Annotated in this window: 10 protein-coding genes and 1 riboswitch; of the genes, 5 read left to right on the forward strand and 5 right to left on the reverse strand. The window is 75.3% G+C overall.

What is annotated here, in order from left to right:
* Window positions 1-144 precede the first annotated feature (144 nt).
* The 3 genes from LIX60_RS12000 to LIX60_RS12010 form a co-directional block, all read right to left on the reverse strand.
* Complete coding sequence (locus LIX60_RS12000; protein ID WP_227958416.1) at window positions 145-3,084, reverse strand: DUF5682 family protein; 2,940 nt, start codon at window positions 3,082-3,084, stop codon at window positions 145-147.
* Between the two features lie 63 nt (window positions 3,085-3,147).
* Window positions 3,148-4,257, reverse strand: a complete 1,110-nt coding sequence (locus tag LIX60_RS12005; RefSeq protein ID WP_227958417.1) for an AAA family ATPase — start codon at window positions 4,255-4,257, stop codon at window positions 3,148-3,150.
* Window positions 4,258-4,393: 136 nt separating this feature from the next.
* Window positions 4,394-4,840: an MmpS family transport accessory protein gene (locus LIX60_RS12010; protein ID WP_227958419.1), complete on the reverse strand. Its 447-nt coding sequence runs from the start codon at window positions 4,838-4,840 to the stop codon at window positions 4,394-4,396.
* Between the two features lie 153 nt (window positions 4,841-4,993).
* On the opposite strand from LIX60_RS12010, the gene LIX60_RS12015 reads away from it, so the two are divergent.
* Window positions 4,994-6,433 (forward strand): SWIM zinc finger family protein, encoded by a 1,440-nt coding sequence (locus LIX60_RS12015; protein ID WP_227958420.1) that lies wholly within the window; start codon window positions 4,994-4,996, stop codon window positions 6,431-6,433.
* A gap of 441 nt (window positions 6,434-6,874) precedes the next feature.
* Complete coding sequence (locus LIX60_RS12020; protein WP_227958421.1) at window positions 6,875-8,746, forward strand: DUF5691 domain-containing protein; 1,872 nt, start codon at window positions 6,875-6,877, stop codon at window positions 8,744-8,746.
* A 186-nt stretch (window positions 8,747-8,932) separates the two neighbouring features.
* Here LIX60_RS12020 and LIX60_RS12025 read toward each other — a convergent pair whose 3' ends face one another.
* Window positions 8,933-9,343, reverse strand: coding sequence for a cobalamin B12-binding domain-containing protein (locus LIX60_RS12025; RefSeq protein WP_030542657.1), 411 nt, complete (start codon window positions 9,341-9,343; stop codon window positions 8,933-8,935).
* A 412-nt stretch (window positions 9,344-9,755) separates the two neighbouring features.
* On the opposite strand from LIX60_RS12025, the gene LIX60_RS12030 reads away from it, so the two are divergent.
* Window positions 9,756-10,766: a triacylglycerol lipase gene (locus tag LIX60_RS12030; RefSeq protein WP_227958423.1), complete on the forward strand. Its 1,011-nt coding sequence runs from the start codon at window positions 9,756-9,758 to the stop codon at window positions 10,764-10,766.
* Window positions 10,767-10,961: 195 nt separating this feature from the next.
* The gene (locus tag LIX60_RS12035; RefSeq protein WP_227962740.1) at window positions 10,962-12,764 is read left to right on the forward strand and encodes a peptidoglycan DD-metalloendopeptidase family protein; all 1,803 of its coding nucleotides are present in this window, start codon (window positions 10,962-10,964) and stop codon (window positions 12,762-12,764) included.
* Between the two features lie 134 nt (window positions 12,765-12,898).
* Here LIX60_RS12035 and pcrA read toward each other — a convergent pair whose 3' ends face one another.
* Entirely contained in the window at window positions 12,899-15,445 is a 2,547-nt protein-coding gene (gene pcrA, locus LIX60_RS12040) for a DNA helicase PcrA (protein ID WP_227958424.1), read from the reverse strand.
* 392 nt (window positions 15,446-15,837) lie between these two features.
* Window positions 15,838-16,018, forward strand: a riboswitch (cyclic di-AMP (ydaO/yuaA leader).
* Window positions 16,019-16,024: 6 nt separating this feature from the next.
* Here pcrA and LIX60_RS12045 point away from each other — a divergent pair.
* Window positions 16,025-17,212 carry a C40 family peptidase gene (locus LIX60_RS12045; protein ID WP_227958425.1) on the forward strand — a complete coding sequence of 396 codons (1,188 nt, stop codon included), beginning with the start codon at window positions 16,025-16,027 and terminating at the stop codon, window positions 17,210-17,212.
* Window positions 17,213-17,271: the final 59 nt, after the last annotated feature.

The raw sequence follows: 17,271 nt of genomic DNA on the forward strand, positions 1-17,271 counted from the left end.
CCGCGGCGCCGCCGTGGACGGTGCTGTCGTGGACCGCGCCGCCGTGGGGCGCACCGCCGTGGGGCGCACCGCTGTGATCCGCGCCGCCGTGATCCGCGCCGTCGTGGGGCGCATCGTCGTGGAGCGCACCGCCGTGGACCGTGCTCAAGGGGCCACCTCCGTCAGGTCGTTGTGAGCGCTGCCGAGCAGCATCCGCAGGACCGGGAGGACCGCCGAGGCCCGCTCCTCGTCCAGACCGGGCCCGAATCCGGGCGCACCCGGGGCCTCCGCCCGGTCCGCCCCCGGGCCGCGCCCGGCCGCCGGGCCGCGGCGGACCAGTTCGCCCAGGGTGCGCCGGACCCCGGGCTCGTAGGCCGCGAACGTGCGCCGCAGCAGCGGCAGGACGTCCGTGAAGGCGGCGTCCGGCACACCGGTGAGCCAGCCGTCGACGAGGGCGAGCAGCCGTGCGTCGTGCACGAGCAGCAGCCCGCCCCCCGACTCCCCGCCGACGAACCCCTCGATCCAGGCGGCGCCCGCCGCGGGCGGGGTGCCGGGTGAGAGGGCCAGGCCCATCAGCCGGGCCGCCTCTCCCTCGTCCAGCCGCCCGTCGTCCAGCAGCAGCCGCACGGCCCGCCCGCGGATGCCCGGCGCCGCGGTCTCCCGCCCGGCCAGGCTCCGCAGCACCCCGGCCCACCGGTCCCGTATCCCCTCGCCCCGGGCGGACGCGGTGGCACCCGCATCCCGCCCGGGCCCACCGCCCTCCGCCAGGGCACCGGCGAGCAGGCCCACCGCTCCGTGGACCGCGTCCACATGACCGCGCATCACCGCGGCGCCGTCCCCGTCCAGCCCCGCGCACGCCGGGGGCAGGCCGACGAACACCCGGTCGGCCAGGCCGGCCGCCACCTCGGTCAGCGCCGAGGCGTCCGTGCCGCGCACGTCCCCGTAGCGGACGGACCGCGCCAGGGCCGGCAGGGCCTCCGCCAGCCGGCCGACGTCCGCGTCGAGAGCGGCGCGGTCGGCGAGCGCCCGCATCACGGCGGGCAGCGCGTCGGAGAGACCGGCCCGCAGGCAGCGTTCGGCCAGGGCCGTGACCTCCGGCAGCGACGCGGCCGACACCGCCTCGGACTCCGCCCGGGCCGTGGCCGCGGACAGCACGGTGGTGCCCCACACCCCCGCCTCCGAGACCCGTACGGACAGCTCGGGCTCCCAGCACAGCCGCCAGGACTCCCGGAACGTCCCCAGGCCGCCGCGTCCGCGCACCGGCTCGCCCCAGTCGATGCCGAGGATCCGCAGCCGGTGCAGCAGCCTGCTCCGCCCGGCATCGGTCTCCCGGCGCAGGTCGAGGTCGAGCCGCCGCTCCGCCGCCTCCGGCTTGAGGCGCAGCCGGCGCTGGACGGCACCGAGATCGCGCTGCAGGGGCACGGCCGGGGCGGACCGCGGCACCTCTCCCAGCGCGTCGCCCACCACCAGGCGCCGCGCGACGAGCTCCAGCGGCACGTCGGACCCCTCGCACATCACCGCCCGGACGGCGTCGGTCGTCTCGGTGAGCCCGGCGAGCGGCCGTCCGCGCAGGACGGCGAGGGCGCCCGCGAGCCGCACCGCCTCGATGACATGGGCGGAGGACACCGGATAGTCCTCGCCCCGCAGCAGCCGGGCCACCTTGGTCATCCACCGCTCGACGGGACGGTCCGGCGCCCGGAAGAGGTGCTCGTACCAGCCCGGGGAGGAGATCCCGGCGCCGTAGCCGCTGTGCCGGGCGAGCCGCCGATGGGTCCAGGGCACCCAGGTGATCTCCGCCCTGGCCTTCGGCAGCCCGCGGAGCAGCCGCCGGTCCGCGGCCGCGGTGGTCCGCGCGGCCAGCGCGGGGACGTGCCAGGCGCCGCAGACCACGGCCACCCGCCCCCCGAACTCCCGCCGCGCCTCCCGCAGCCGCAGCCGCATATGGGCCTCGCGCACCAGGTCACGCCTGTGCCCGCCGTCGCCGTACACCTCTCGCAGGACGCCCATCGCCTCGGCGAGCGCGGTGAACGGCGCGAGCGCGGCCTCCGGACCGCCTCCCGCCGGACCGCCTTCTGCCGGACCGCCTTCTGCCGGACCGTCTTCTGCCGGACCGTCTTCTGCCGGGGAGGCGTCGGCGGATTCCGCGCCGCGGCCGTCCGCGCCCGGACCCCCGCTCCCCGTGCCGGGCCGGGCGGCTGCCGGCTCCGCCACCACCCGGGTGGGGGATGGCCCGGTCGGGGTGAGGGAGGCCCCGGTGAGGGAGGCCCGGTGCTCGACGGCGTCCTCCCACCAGCGCTCCGGATCGTCGTACCCGGCGGCCCCGGCGAGGACGGCGATCGGATCGATCCTTACCTCGTCCGCCGTCTCCCCGGCGCCCTCGGCCGCACCGGCCGGGCCGGAGGAACCGGGCGGGCCCGGAGAACCGGCGGAAGTCCCGGAGCCCTCCGCACCCTCCGGCCACGCCGGACCGCCCGGAACCGCGGACTCCCCCGGGCCACCGGGAGAACCGTGCCCACCGGCGGAACCGGCACCGCCGGATCCCGTCCCGCCGGATGCCCCCGGAGCTCCCGGAGCACCCGGAGCACCGGGACCGCCTGAACCACCCTCAGCCCGGTCGCCGCTCTCGCCGTGGCCACCCGGACCGCCGTCGTCCTTCCCGCCCTGCCCGCCCGGACCCCGGGGGCCGCCCGGGGCCTCCGCGCCGGACGCACCGCCCGGTGGCCCGCCGCCCCCGGGGCGGCCGTTCTCCGGTGCCCCGCCGCTGCCGGGCTCCTCCCAGGCCAGCACATGAGCCGCCGGGAGATCGATGAAGCGGACCGGAACCCCGCGCTCCACCGCCCAGCGGAGCGCCACCCACTCCGGGGAGAACTCGGCCAGCGGCCAGAAGGCCGAGCGCGCCGGCTCCCCCGCGACATGGGCGAGCAGGGCGACGGGCGGCCGCATCCCCTCCTCGCACACGAGCGGGGCGAGCGCGTCCGCCTCGGGCGGCCCCTCGATCAGCACCGCGGGCGGCTCGTACGCGTCCAGCACCGCGCGGACGGCCCGTGCCGAACCGGGCCCGTGGTGCCGCACGCCCAGCAGCAGCGGCTCATCGGGCCGTACCACAGCGCTCCACCTCCCCGGCCCGGCGGCGGAGTCCGCACGCCCCGAACGGCTGCCGTCCGGCCATCAGGCGGCCACCTCCCGGCAGGCGCGGTAGAAGTCCTTCCAGCCCTCGCGCTCGCGGACCACCGCTTCCAGATACTCCTGCCAGACCACCTGGTCGGCGGACGGATCGCGCACCACGGCCCCCAGCAGACCGGCCGCCACGTCGGACGGGCGCAGCACCCCGTCGCCGAAGTGGGCGGCCAGGGCCAGGCCGCCGGTGACGACGGAGATCGCCTCGGCCGTGGACAGCGTGCCCGAGGGCGACTTGAGCTTGGTGCGGCCGTCCGCCGTGACGCCGTCGCGGAGTTCGCGGAAGACCGTGACCACCCGCCGTATCTCGGCCAGGCCGTCGGTGGCGGGCGGCAGATCGAGGGAGCCGCCGATCTGGTCGACGCGGCGGGAGACGATCTCGACCTCCGCCTCGGCGGTCGCCGGGAGCGGCAGCACCACCGTGTTGAAACGGCGGCGCAGGGCGCTGGACAGCTCGTTGACGCCCCGGTCGCGGTCGTTGGCGGTGGCGATGACGTTGAAGCCCCGGACGGCCTGCACTTCCTGGCCCAGCTCGGGAATGGGCAGGGTCTTCTCGGACAGCACCGTGATGAGCGTGTCCTGGACGTCGGCGGGGATGCGGGTCAGCTCCTCGACCCGCGCGGTCATCCCCTCCGCCATCGCGCGCATCACGGGGCTGGGCACCAGCGCCTCCCGGCTCGGCCCGTGGGCCAGCAGCCGGGCGTAGTTCCAGCCGTAGCGGATGGCCTCCTCCGGGGTGCCGGCGGTGCCCTGCACCAGAAGGGTGGAGTCGCCGCTGACGGCGGCCGCGAGATGCTCGGAGACCCAGGTCTTGGCGGTGCCGGGCACGCCGAGCAGCAGCAGCGCCCGGTCGGTGGCGAGTGTGGTGACGGCGACCTCGACGATCCGGCGCGGGCCGACGTACTTCGGCGTGATGACGGTGCCGTCCGGCAGCGTGCCGCCGAGCAGATAGGTGGCGACGGACCGGGGCGACAGCCGCCAGCGCTCCGGCCGGGGCCGGTCGTCGGCGGCCGCGAGGGCCCGCAGCTCCCCGGCGAAGGCGTCCTCGGCGTGCGGCCTCAGCGCTGCGCCCGGGCCGGTCGTGGTGGCGTCCGTGGTCATGGCTCCCCCTCCGCGGAAACGGACGGCCCACCGCCGACGACCGCGGGCCGGTTGCTTCGTCGTCCACCCTGCACGAGGGCACTGACAACGGCGGGCGCCGCGGAGGCCGGTGCGCCGCCCGGCCCGGACGGGGCCGCTACCCGGCGACCGGTGAGAGGGCGACGCAGGAGGCCGGGGCCGTGGCGCCCTCGCTGGTCTGCTCCTCGATGACCTCACCCTTATGGGTGATCGTGCAGGTCACTTCGGAGCCGCCGGGGCCGGGCACCGCGAGAACGGTCGGCGCGGCGACGCCCTTGAGCTCGACCGTCTTCCGCCACGGGGTCTCCGGCTTCTCCACGGCGTCGAGTTCGGGCTCGGTGGCCGTGCCCCGGCCCGCGTTGAACTCGATCGCCTCCACGCCGTCGCCGGAGACCTCGTAGGTGACCTCGTACTTCTCGTCGAAGGCCCGGTCGACGCCCTCGGTGATCTCGTCCGCGGCCCGGTCCCCGGCGGCGGCCGGCGCGTCCCCGGAGCAGCCGGAGGCGGTGAGCGCGGACAGGACCGCGGCGAGGGCGGGAAGGACGGTGCGGACGGAACGCTTCACGGCGGGGACGCCTCCGGATCACGGGACGGGAGAAGGCAGATCAAACCGCAGACACGGCCGCCCCGCCACACGGCGCCCGCCCGGGAGCGGAGCCGGGGCGGGCCCGCCCGCGCCCGGAGGTGATTGTCAGTGCCCGCCCGTACGGTCGGAGACATGACTCAGCAGGGGGTGCGCTGGACGGTCGAGCAGGTGCTGGCGCTGGCACCTGACGCCGCGTCGCGGAAGGCCGGCGGCCGGCTCGGCACGGCCGGTCCGTGGTCGGGGACGGGCGTGGGAGAAGAGGCGGTGTGGGGGCTGTGCGAGGGCAGCGGAAGCGCTCCGTACCGCACGGTCGTGGCGCTGCGCGGCGCGGACCGCCCGGGTGCGGCGCCGGGCTGCCACTGCAGCTGCCCGAGCCGCAAGGTGCCGTGCAAGCACGCGCTGGGGTTGCTGCTGCTGTGGGCGTCCGACGGCACCGGGCCGGCCGGTGCGGGCTCCGTGCCGGGCGGGGAGCCGCCGGACTGGGCCCGGCGCTGGCTGACGGAGCGGGAGCGGCGCGCGGAGCGCCGGGCGGCCGGTCCGGGCGCGGGCGAGCCCGGGCCGAAGGACGCCGCCGCGGCCCGGCGGCGGGCTGAGCAGCGGGCGGAGCGGATGGCCGCCGGCGCCTCGGAGCTGGAGCGCAGACTGCTGGATCTGCTCCGGGGCGGGCTGGCGGGCGCGGACCGGGCGGGGTACGGGGCGTGGGAGGAGACCGCGGCCCGGATGGTCGACGCCCAGGCCCCCGGACTGGCGGCGAGGGTAAGAGAGTTGGCGGCCGCGGCGGGCTCGGGGCCGGGCTGGCCGGGAAGACTGCTGGAGGAGTGCGCGCTGCTGCATCTGCTGAACCGGGCCCTGCTCGGTGTCTCCGCCCTGCCCGACGCCCCGGCCGCGACGGTGCGGGCGCGGGCCGGGGTTCCGGTGAAGACGGCCGAGGTGCTGGCCGCCGAAGGGGCGGCCGTCCGCGACGACTGGCTGGTGCTGGGCCGGCGGGACGGCTCGGACGGCTCGCTGACCACCCGCCGCACCTGGCTGCGCGGGGCGCGGACGGGGCGGACGGCGCTGCTGCTGAGCTTCGGCTCCCTGGGCCGCGCTCCGGAGATCGACCTGCCCACCGGCGGGTCGCTGGACGCGGAGGTCGCCCCCTACCCCGGCTCCCCGCCCCTGCGGGTCGCGCTCGGCGAACGGTTCTCCCCGCCCCGGGCGGGCGGCCGTCCGCCGGGTTCGGACACCGGCACGGCTCTCGCCGCCTACGGCCGCGCGCTCTGCGAGGACCCGTGGCTGGACGCCTGGCCGGCGGTCCTGACCGAGGTGGTCCCCGTGCCGGGCGGCAGTGCCCTCCGGCACACGGCCGGCGGTCCGGGCGTCGAACAGCCTGGTGAGGGCTGGCAGTTGGCGGACGCGGACGGCGGGGACGCGCTCCCGGTGGACCCGCGGTCCGCGGAGCGGCCGGGTCTGTGGCGGCTGCTCGCGGTCTCCGGCGGCGGCCCGGTGACCGTCTTCGGCGAATGCGGCCACCGCGGCTTCCTGCCGTACACCGTCTGGTCGCCGGAGACCGGCGAGGCGATACCGCTGTGAGCCTGCCCTGAACCACCGGGGGCTCCGGAGCGTCTTTCCCCACCACCGGTGAGGAGGCGCGCCCCGACGGCCGGACGACCAGCGCCCGGAGATGCCCGACCGGCGGCCGGGGCCGGCCCGGCGCCGCGGAACCGCCCCGTCCGCCCGGGCCGGGGCCCGAGGCAAGCGGCGCCCTCGGACCGCTCGCCACCACGCACCCGGCCGGAGGGACGGGCGCCCTCACCCGGGAGCACACCCGCACCGCCCCCCACCCACGACCACCACACCCACACCCGAACCCGGCTCCACAGGCCCGGCCACAACGACCACAGCGACCACGGCCACAGCAGGCGGAGCCACAGCCACCGCACAGGACGAACGGCCAGAACCACGGGAACAGCGGCACAGCGGGAGAAGACGGCCCGCGAGGGTCCGGATGATCCGCATACAGGGGGATTCATGATGACGGCCGACGATCACATGACGACCACCGGCAATGTCTCCGACAACCACGTCACCCAGGCCGCCGGCCACCACCCGGCCGACTGCCGCACGACATCGACGGACAACCACGCGACCGTCCACTGGGACGACCTGGTGGCCACCGCGCTGCTGGGCACGGAGCGGCGCACCCCGCCCGGCACGGCGCCGGGCGCCGAACCGGCGGCCGCGCTGCTGGACGCGGCGGCGGCCGCCACGCTGCGGCGGCGGGCCGGACTGCGGCCCGCCGCTCCCCGGCCCCGGCCGGCACCCGCCCCGCCGGACACCCGGCCGCCGCTGCCGGCGGCCGCGCGCCGCCGGCTGACCCTGCTGCTCGCCGACCGTCTGGGACCGGGGAGCGGCGGGGGCCGCCGGGGCACCGCACCGGATCTCACGGAACTGCTGCCGCAGTGGCTGTCCGCCGCCAACCGGCACGGCTACCGGGCGCCCGCCGCCCTGCTCCCCGCGCTGCTGGACGCGGCGCGGGCCCGGACCGATCTGCGGTCGGCGGCCCTCGCCCTGGCCGGCCCCCGGGCCCTGTGGCTGGCCCGGGCCAATCCGGACTGGAAGTTCGCCCTGCGCGGCTCGGTCCCCCCGGCCGTGCCGGAGCCGTCCGGGCCGGGCGCACCATCCGCTCCGGCCGCCGCCGGCGTCCCCGTACCGGCGGCGGAGCGGCGGGGTGGAGCGGAGGCCGCGGCGGCGGTCCGCCGTCTCTGGGAGGAAGGGCTGTTCGCGGAGCGGGTCGCGCTGCTGGAGGCCCTGCGCCGCCGGGAGCCGGCCGCGGCGCTCGCCCTGCTGGACGCCACCTGGCGGACCGAACGGGCGGAGGACCGGCTGATGTTCCTCGACTCGCTGCGGACCGGCCTGTCCGGTGCCGACGAACCCTTTCTGGAACGGGCGCTGGCGGACCGCAGCCGCAATGTACGGGCGACGGCCGCCGAGTTGCTGTCCGCCCTTCCCGGTTCGGCGTTCGCCGCCCGGATGGCCGCGCGGGCGGCCTCCTGCGTCTTCCTGGACCCGGCCGCGCCCGTCCCGCTTCTCACCGTCGTGGCCCCGCGCGCCTGCGACGCGGCGATGCAGCGCGACGGCGTCGTACCCAAGCCGCCGTCGGGCCGCGGCGAACGAGCCTGGTGGTTCGGGCAGTTGGTGGAGGCGGCCCCGCTGAGCTGCTGGACGGAGCGGGTCGGCGGGCGCTCGGCCGCGGAGATCACGGCGCTGCCGGTGGCCGACGGCTGGCAGCCCGAGCTGCACGCGGCCTGGTCCCGGGCGGCGGTGCGGCAGCGGGACGCGGAGTGGTCGCGGGCCCTGCTCGGCTCCCCGTCCGCGGTGTCGGGGGCGGCCCCCGGCACGGCCTCGCCCGGCGAGCGGACCCGGCTGCTGTCGGCGCTGCCTCCGGACGAACGAGCGGGCTGGGTGGCCGGGTTCATCGCGGCCCACGGCCTGTCGGACGCCTTCCAGCTGCTGGGGGTCTGCGCGGTGCCCTGGGCCGCCCCGCTCGGCCGGGCCGTGGTCGACGCGCTCGACATCGCGCGGGAGGCGGGCAGTTACCCCTGGAGTTTCAGCGGGGTGATGGGCCTGGCCGAACGGTGCCTGGACCCGGCCGAGGCCGACCGGCTGGAGTTGCTGACGGCCGCGACCGACGAGCCGGAGGGAGCCTCACCGGGCGCGGGGGGCTACTGGTCCGAGGCGTTCCAGCGTCTGGTCCGCACTCTCCGGCTGCGCCGGACGATGCTCGACGAACTCGCCGGACGCGCCGAGCCCGCCGGAGCCTCCGGAGACGCCCGCAGCCCCGCCCCTACCGGGAGGACCGGCGTGGCGGTCCCCCGTCCTCGCGACGACGACCGCTTCCCCTGACGTGACAGTCCGCGTGCTCACCGTTCTCGTCAGGTCCGTACGGCCGTCCAGCCCGTACGGGCTGTGGCTGTGCCGGCACGGCACGCGAACGGGCGGGAGCGGGGCGGCACGGCACGGGAGGGGCACCGTACGGGGGCCCGGTCGGGCCCGCCCAGGGGTCAGGCCCCAGGGGTCAGGCCCCAGGAGTCAGGCCGCGAGCTCGCGGAGGTTGGACCGCACCCAGGTGACGACATCGCCCGTCGGCGTGCCCGGGGTGAAGATCTCCGCGACGCCCAGTTCCTTGAGCGGGGGGATGTCGCCCTCGGGGATGATGCCGCCGCCGAAGACCTTGATGTCCGCCGCGTCGCGCTCCTTGAGCAGCTCCAGGACCTTGGCGAAGAGGGTGTTGTGCGCGCCGGAGAGGATGGAGAGGCCGATGGCGTCCGCGTCCTCCTGGATCGCCGTGTCGACGATCTGTTCCGGTGTCTGGTGCAGACCGGTGTAGATGACCTCCATACCGGCGTCCCGCAGCGCCCGCGCGATGACCTTCGCCCCGCGATCGTGGCCGTCGAGCCCCGGCTTGGCCACCACCACGCGGATCGGACCCGACACACCCATCATCTGCCTCCTGTACGCATGCCGTCACCGGCCCTGTGGTGTTCCCCCGCCGCCGCCCGCGGCAGGGTGGTGAACGAACGTTATCCCCAGCATCGCGCGCCCGGCAGTTTCACGACCACCAGGGAGGGGGAAATCACACGTGGGACATATTCGCTTCGCGTGCCGTCCCGGCTGCTCGGGCCGTGGGCCGGCCGCTTCCCCGCCGGAAGCCCGGCGGGCGCCCCGATCCGCCGGGCGGTCGCCGGGGCGGTCGGAGCGGGGCCGCCGCAGCGAGCCGCAGCCGTCATCGCAGGAGCGGGGAGCCGTGTGCCCGCTCCGCGACGCCGGGTGACCCCGTTCACCACGGCCACCCCTCAGAGCGCACGGGGCCGGAGACCGCGGCCACCGCCGTGTGCGATCCGGAGGTCTGCCGATGAAGGCGTTCACCCGCAGAGCACTGGGGGCCCTGCCGCGGCCCTCCCTGCCCCTGCCTTCTCTCCCCGCGTCGGTGCTCCCGCCGCTGCCCCGGCCGCCCTCCGGTGCCCTGATCCGGGCCTCCGTCCTGGAACTGCTGGTTCTCGCGGGCCACGCCCTGCTCTATCCGACGGGCCTCACCCAGGAACGGCGTGCCGTCCCCGGGCCGCCGGGGGTGCCCCCGAGCGCGGAGCCGTCCGGTGCCGGGAAGCCACGGGGAGCCGCCGCTCCGGGTTCCCGGGGCTCGGGCACCCGGGCCCTGCCGACCGAGGCGGCCGGCCCCGCGCCCCGGACGCCGTCCCGGCTGCGGCTTCCCGCCCCGGCGAGCGGACCGGACCGGCCGCCCGTGCTGCTGCTGCACGGCTTCATCGACAACCGTTCCGTCTTCGTCCTCCTCCGCCGCTCCCTCCGCCGGCACGGGCACCACCAGGTGGAGGCGCTCAACTACTCACCGCTGACCTGCGACATCCGCTCGGCGGCAGCGGCGCTGGCGGAGCGGGTCGAGGAGATCTGCGAGCGCACCGGCCGGGCCCGGATCGACGTGGTGGGCCACAGCCTCGGCGGGCTCATCGCCCGCTACTACGTCCAGCGGCTGGGCGGTCACGCACGGGTCCGGACCCTGGTCACGCTGGGCACCCCGCATTCCGGCACCACCGCCGCGCCCTGGCTGAGCGCGCATCCGATCGTCCGGCAGATGCGCCCGGACTCCCCCGTCATCGAGGAATTGTCCGCTCCCGCGCCGGAATGCGCGACCCGCTTCGTCTGCTTCTGGAGCGATCTGGACCAGGTGGTGCTTCCGCCCGCCACCGCCCGCATCGAGCATCCGGATCTGGCCGTGGTGAATATCAGGGTCAGCGGGATCGGGCATCTCGCGCTGCCCGTGCACGGCGCCGTCGCGGAGGAGATCCTGCGGGCGCTGGACGCGCCCGAGGCCAACACGGACGCCGGAGAGGCCGGTTCGGTGGCCTGACGGCCGGGCGCGCAACCGATTATTTATCGAACGCCATTCGAACACAGGGCCAAACCGCGGCCGACAGTTCGCCGAAAGGTATCCAAATGCCCGTCGCCGGGCGGCCGGAAACCCGGGGAAGATTGTGGGCGTCGTGTACCGCCGGGTACAGTCGCCGCTAATTCTCCTGCTGTCGAGGCGAAAGAGAAGTTGGTGGTGAACGATCGTCACCCGTCTGGTACCCCCATCCAGACGGCCCACGCTCCTGAAGCCTCGTACGGGTATTACGACCCCTACGGCCAGCAGGGCACCCAGATCGGTTACGCCGGCTACAGCGACCACGCTCCGGGCGCGCCCGGCCATCACGACGCCTCCTCCTACGGGGACGGCGACCCGCTCTTCGGCGCGGCCCCGGCCGGCGACCAGCACCACTCCACCGCCTGGGACACCGGCGCCCACGCCCAGCCGTACGGCCCGCACTCCTACGGCCCCGGCGAGACCGGCGCGCACCACAACTCCGGCTACGACACCGGCGGTTACGACACGAGCGGCTACGACACGGGCGCGCACTGGACACCCGAGGGCCACCAGGCCACCGGCCAGTGGGAGTCCGGCGCCTGGGAGAGCGCGGGCGACCACGGCGCGAACGCCGCCACCGGCTCGTACCCGACGGCCGACCCGTACGCCGCCGAAACGCAGGGCTACAACCCCGCCGCCCCGTACGACACGGGCCAGTACGCGACCCTCGGCCACGACACCGGCTCCTACGAGACCGCCGCGGCCTACGGCACCGCCGCCGGCTTCGACGGCTCGGGCCAGTGGGACGCCACCGCGTGGCAGGCCGACGGTCCGGCGCCCGCCGACGGCGCCCACCACCCCGCGCCCGAGGCGGAGCACGAACGCACGGCCGTCTTCGAGCAGTTGCCCGAGACGGCCGCCCACGGCGAGCACGACCCCGGTCATGACGGTCACGGCGGTCACGACGGCTATGACCCTTACGACGGTTACGCCGACGCGAACGAAGCGGGCCACGCCCACACCGCCGAGGACACCGACGGCGGCCTCTCCTCCGCCGGCTCCCACGGGGCCGATCCGTACACCACCGATCCGTACGACCCCGATCCATACGGCCCCGAGCCGTACGACGCCGAGCCGTACGACGGCGCCGCCGACGGCCACCTCGACCCGGGCCACCCGGACGCCGAGGAGATCGCCGTCCTCAGCACCGCCACCTCCGCCGCCTCCTGCGCCGCCGGCCCGCCCCCGCGCCGCGGCGGCTCCGGGAACCGCAGCCGCCGCCGGGCCCCCGCCAAGCGGTCCGCGCTGCTCACCGTCGCCGTCCCCTCCGTCGCCGTGATGGGCGTGGCCGGGATCGCCGCCGCCTCCGTCGGGGGGACCTCCGCCGACGACTCCACGACCACCCAGGCCGCCGCCGACGAGGACGCGGTCAAGCCGGCCCTGGCCAACAACAAGCTGGACACCCAGCTCGCCACCCTCACCGCCGACGCCGGCGACTTCGCCGACCGCGCCAGCCGCACCCAGGAGCGCATCGACCTCCGGGAGCGCCAGGCCGAGGAGAAGCGGCGCAAGGAGGAGGAGGCGGCACGCAAGGAGGCCCTGCGCCCCAAGTTCGCCCTTCCCGTGGCGCAGAAGGGCCTGAGCGCCTACTACGGCCAGGCGGGCGTCAACTGGATGTCCGTGCACAGCGGCATCGACTTCCCCGTCGCCTACGGCACGCCCGTGATGGCGGCCACCGACGGCACGGTCCGCACGCAGTACAACCTCGCCTACGGCAACATGGCGATCGTGACGGCCCCCGACGGCACCGAGACCTGGTACTGCCACCTGAGCAGCACCAAGATCCGGTCCGGCACGGTCAAGGCGGGCGACACCATCGCCTACGCGGGCAACTCCGGCAACTCCACCGGGCCGCACCTGCACTTCGAGGTGCGCCCGGGCGGCGGTTCGGCGGTCGACCCGCTGGGCTGGTTCCAGAGCCACGGCCTCGACCCGCAGTAACCCGGTCCGGCGGCAGCAGCCGGACGGCGGTGAGCGAAGAGGACAGGACGACACGCGAGCGGGCCCCGGGAGAGACCCGGGGCCCGCTCGCGTAGGGGCTCACCGGCCGCGGGCCCGGCCCGCCGGCCGTCGCGTCACAGCTTCTCGACCGGGGCGTAGCGCAGCAGCAGCACCTTGGGCTTGGTGTCGCCGAAGTCGATGGTGGCCTTCGCGTCGTGTCCGCTGCCGGCCACCGACAGGACCGTGCCCAGCCCGAACTGGTCGTGCGTCACGCGGTCCCCGGCGGCCAGCGCGATCACCGGGCGGTCGGCCGTCCGGCGGGTGGCGAAGCCGCTCGGCCCCTTCGCCCGCGCCGACGACAGCGACGCGGCCACGCCCGCCCCGGCCGCCGACGCGGAGGGGACGGCCGGGCCGGTGCGCCGCCATTCCACGTAGGTGTCGGGGATCTCCTCCAGGAAGCGGGAGGGCGGGTTGTACGAGGGCTGGCCCCAGGCGCTGCGCAGGACGGAGCGGGTGAGGTAGAGCCGCTCGCGGGCACGGGTGATGCCCACGTAGGCCAGGCGCCGCTCCTCCTCCAGTTCCTTGGTCTGGCCGAGGGCGCGCATGTGCGGGAAGACGCCGTCCTCCAGGCCGGTGAGGAAGACCACCGGGAATTCCAGGCCCTTGGCGGTGTGCAGGGTCATGAGCGTGATGACGCCGCCGCCGTCCTCCGCCTCGTCGGGGATCTGGTCGGAGTCGGCGACCAGGGCGACGCTCTCCAGGAAGTCGGCGAGCGTGCCCGGGCTCTCTCCCCCGGCCGGAGCCCCTTCCTCGGTCTCCTCCCCGGTCCCGCCGTCTCCGGCGGCCGCCTCCGCCCCGCGCTCCTGCTCGAACTCCAGTGCCACGGCGGCGAGTTCCTGAAGGTTCTCGATACGGGTCTCGTCCTGCGGGTCGGTGGAGGCCTGGAGCTCGGCCAGATAGCCGGTGCGTTCGAGCACGGCCTCCAGAACGGTGGCCGGCCCGGCGCCGGATTCGGCGATCGTCCGCAGCTCCTCCATCAGCGTGTTGAACCGCTTGACGGCGTTGGCCGAGCGCGCGGCCATGCCGTACGCCTCGTCGACGCGGCGCAGCGCCCGCGCGAAGCTGATCTTCTCCCGGGAGGCGAGGGCGTCGATCATCGCCTCGGCGCGCTCGCCGATGCCGCGCTTGGGGACGTTGAGGATGCGCCGCAACGGGACGGCGTCCTCCGGATTGGCCAGCACCCGCAGATACGCCAGGACGTCCCGAACCTCCTTGCGCTCGTAGAAGCGCACGCCGCCGACGACCTTGTACGGCAGCCCGACCCGGATGAAGATCTCCTCGAACACCCGGGACTGGGCGTTGGTGCGGTAGAAGACCGCGACGTCACCCGCCCTGGCCTGGCCGGCGTCGGTCAGCCGGTCGATCTCGTCGGCGACGAACTGGGCCTCGTCGTGCTCGGTGTCGGCGACGTAGCCAGTGATCGCGGAGCCCGCGCCGGCGTCCGTCCAGAGGTTCTTGGGGCGGCGGTTCTCGTTGCGCTCGATGACGGCGTTGGCGGCGCTCAGGATGGTCTGGGTGGAGCGGTAGTTCTGCTCCAGCAGGATGGTGGTGGCGTCGGGGTAGTCCTCCTCGAACTGGAGGATGTTGCGGATGGTCGCACCGCGGAAGGCGTAGATCGACTGGTCCGCGTCGCCGACGACGCACAGTTCGGCCGGCTCCACGGCCGGCTCGCCCCGGCCGCCCTCGGTCCCGCCCCGCTCCGCCCCGCCGGCCGTGCCGACGAGTTCGCGGATGAGCGTGTACTGCGCGTGGTTGGTGTCCTGGTACTCGTCGACGAGGACGTGCCGGAAGCGGCGCCGGTAGTGCTCGGCGACGTCCGGGAACGCCTGGAGGAGATGGACGGTGGTCATGATGATGTCGTCGAAGTCGAGGGCGTTGGCCTCGCGCAGCCGCTGCTGGTACATCGTGTACGCCTCGGCGAGCGTCTTGTCGAAGCTGCTCGGTGAGGACTCGGCGGCGGCCTGGGCGGCGAAGTCCTCCTCGTCGATCAGCTCGTTCTTGAGGTTGGAGACCTTGGCCGTCAGGGACTTCGGCGGGAAGCGCTTGGGGTCCAGGTCCAGATCGCGGCAGACCAGGGCCATCAGCCGCTTGGAGTCGGCGGCGTCGTAGATCGAGAAGCTGGAGGTGAAGCCCAGCTTCTTGCTCTCGCGGCGGAGGATGCGGACGCAGGCGCTGTGGAAGGTGGAGACCCACATGGCGTTCGCCCGCGGGCCGACCAGCTCCTCCACGCGCTCCTTCATCTCGCCCGCGGCCTTGTTGGTGAAGGTGATCGCGAGGATCGAGCCGGGGTGCGCGCCGCGGGCGGCGAGCAGATACGCGATGCGGTGCGTGAGGACCCGGGTCTTGCCGGAGCCGGCACCGGCGACGATGAGCAGGGGCGAACCGGTGTGCAGCACGGCGGCGCGCTGCTGGTCGTTGAGACCGTGCAGCAGCGCGGCGGGGTCGGTGACGGGCCTCGGGGCGCCGTCGCGGTAGTACGCCTCCCGGGGCGCGCCGTCGAACGCCCCGCCGAAGAGATCGGCCGGGATCTCCTCGCCGGGGGCGTCGTGCTCGGGCGGCGGGGGCTCCTCGTCCGCGGGGCCGAGGTCTGCCAGGAAACTGTCGTCAAAGAGGCTGCTCATCGCCCCCCGAGTCTAGGCGGCCCCGCCGACAGGCGGCACCGGGTTGCCCGCTTCCGCCGTCACGGGGCCGTACGGGCGGGTGGACGGGCGCGCGGAGCCCGGGGTGCCGGCCCCGCCGGCCCGTTCCCGGGGCGCCCCGGGACGCGTCGGGACGCGTCGCCCGGCCCCGGCCGCGGGAGGGGTCCGGGCCCCGAACTCCCGTATCGCTTCCGGCCCTTATGCGTTACTTACCGTGCCCGGTCAGCCACCCGGACGGCAGAATTCCACTCCACCCCGAAAATATAACGGAATGGTTTCGGGCATATCGCACACCGGCCTTCACACGAGCCGCACAACTGGCTACGGTGCTCGATCAGGCGGCCCGCACTCCCCGCCGGCGACCGCGCCGGCACGGGCAGCCACCGCCGAATCCGGCCCCTTCCCCAGGGCGTCCGGAACCGGGGACCCAGACGCGGCACCGGGGTGAATCGGTCACCGCGCGGCGCGCACCGCGCCGCGCACCGACCGTAGGGCAGCCTTCCGAATACGCCCGAACCCGACAGCTAACCCGGTAGGCGGTCCACGGAAGGAGCGCCGATCTTGGCGTCGCACCGCAAATCCCGGCCCCTCGGTACCCCGGCTTCGCGTCGCACCGCCGTCGGCCTCGGCACAGCGGCCCTCGCCTCCGTCACCCTCCTCCAGAGCGCGCAGGCCGCGCCCGGCGACGGCGAACCGAAGCAGTCCATCGAGGAAGTGCAGAAGAAGGTCGACGAGCTCTACCGCCAGGCGGGAAGCGCCACCCAGCAGTACAACCAGGCCAAGGAGCGCACGGAGGAACAGCGTTCCAAGGTCGACGGCCTCCTCGACGCCGTCGCCAAGCGCACCGAGAAGCTCAACGAGGCGCGGAGGAGCCTCGGCAGCTTCGCGACCGCGCAGTACCGCAACGGCGGCATGAGCCCCACCGCGACCATGCTCCTCGCCTCCGACCCGCAGGACTACTTCGACCAGACGCGCGTGATGGCCCGGATGACGGACCAGCAGGAGCAGGCCGTCGAGGAGTTCCGCGAGCAGCAGATCGCGACCACGGAGAAGCGCGAGGAGGCGGGCAAGAGCCTCGCCACGCTCACCGACGCGCAGGAGAAGCTGCGGGAGAGCAAGCGGACCGTCCAGGCCAAGCTGGCCGAGGCGCGCGAACTGCTCGGCCGGCTGACCGCGGAGGAGCGGGCCCGGCTGGCGGAGATCGAGCGCAAGAAGGAGGCGGAGGCCCAGCGCAAGGCGGAGGAGCTGGCGCGGCAGCAGGAGGCCGAGCGGCAGCGCCTCGCGGAAGAGGCACGGCAGCAGGAGGAGGAGCGGACGGAGACCGCGTCCGGCTCCGGCACCGGTACGTCCACCGGGACGGACACCTCGGCCGGCACGGGCACCTCGGAGACGACGACCGGCACCAAGGCCCAGCAGGCGATCGAGTTCGCCCGCGCCCAGATCGGCAAGCCCTACGTCTGGGGCGCGACCGGCCCCAACTCGTACGACTGCTCGGGTCTCACCGGCGCCGCCTGGAAGGCCGCCGGTGTCACGCTGCCGCGCACCACCTACGACCAGGTGAACACGGGGACGCGCGTCGCGAAGTCCGCCATGCAGCCGGGTGACCTGATCTTCTTCTACGGCGACATCAGCCACGTCGGCCTGTACATCGGCGGCGGCCAGATGATCCACGCCCCGAAGCCGGGGACGAACGTGCGCATCGAGTCGATCGACACCATGCCCTTCTACGCCGCGACGCGCCCCGCATAACCGGACGGCGCGGACGGACTCCGGGCACGGCGGCGGGCATCAGCACGCGGCAGGCGGCA

The organism is Streptomyces sp. S07_1.15, from assembly GCF_020739505.1.
In the GTDB taxonomy this organism is placed as follows: Bacteria; Actinomycetota; Actinomycetes; order Streptomycetales; family Streptomycetaceae; genus Streptomyces; species Streptomyces xinghaiensis.

Coding starts and splice junctions, on each gene's coding strand:
- LIX60_RS12005 (WP_227958417.1), bottom strand. CDS start 4,257: ATGACCACGGACGCCACCACGACCGGCCCGGGCGCAGCGCTGAGGCCG.
- LIX60_RS12015 (WP_227958420.1), top strand. CDS start 4,994: ATGACTCAGCAGGGGGTGCGCTGGACGGTCGAGCAGGTGCTGGCGCTG.
- LIX60_RS12020 (WP_227958421.1), top strand. CDS start 6,875: ATGACGGCCGACGATCACATGACGACCACCGGCAATGTCTCCGACAAC.
- LIX60_RS12025 (WP_030542657.1), bottom strand. CDS start 9,343: ATGGGTGTGTCGGGTCCGATCCGCGTGGTGGTGGCCAAGCCGGGGCTC.
- LIX60_RS12030 (WP_227958423.1), top strand. CDS start 9,756: ATGAAGGCGTTCACCCGCAGAGCACTGGGGGCCCTGCCGCGGCCCTCC.
- pcrA (WP_227958424.1), bottom strand. CDS start 15,445: ATGAGCAGCCTCTTTGACGACAGTTTCCTGGCAGACCTCGGCCCCGCG.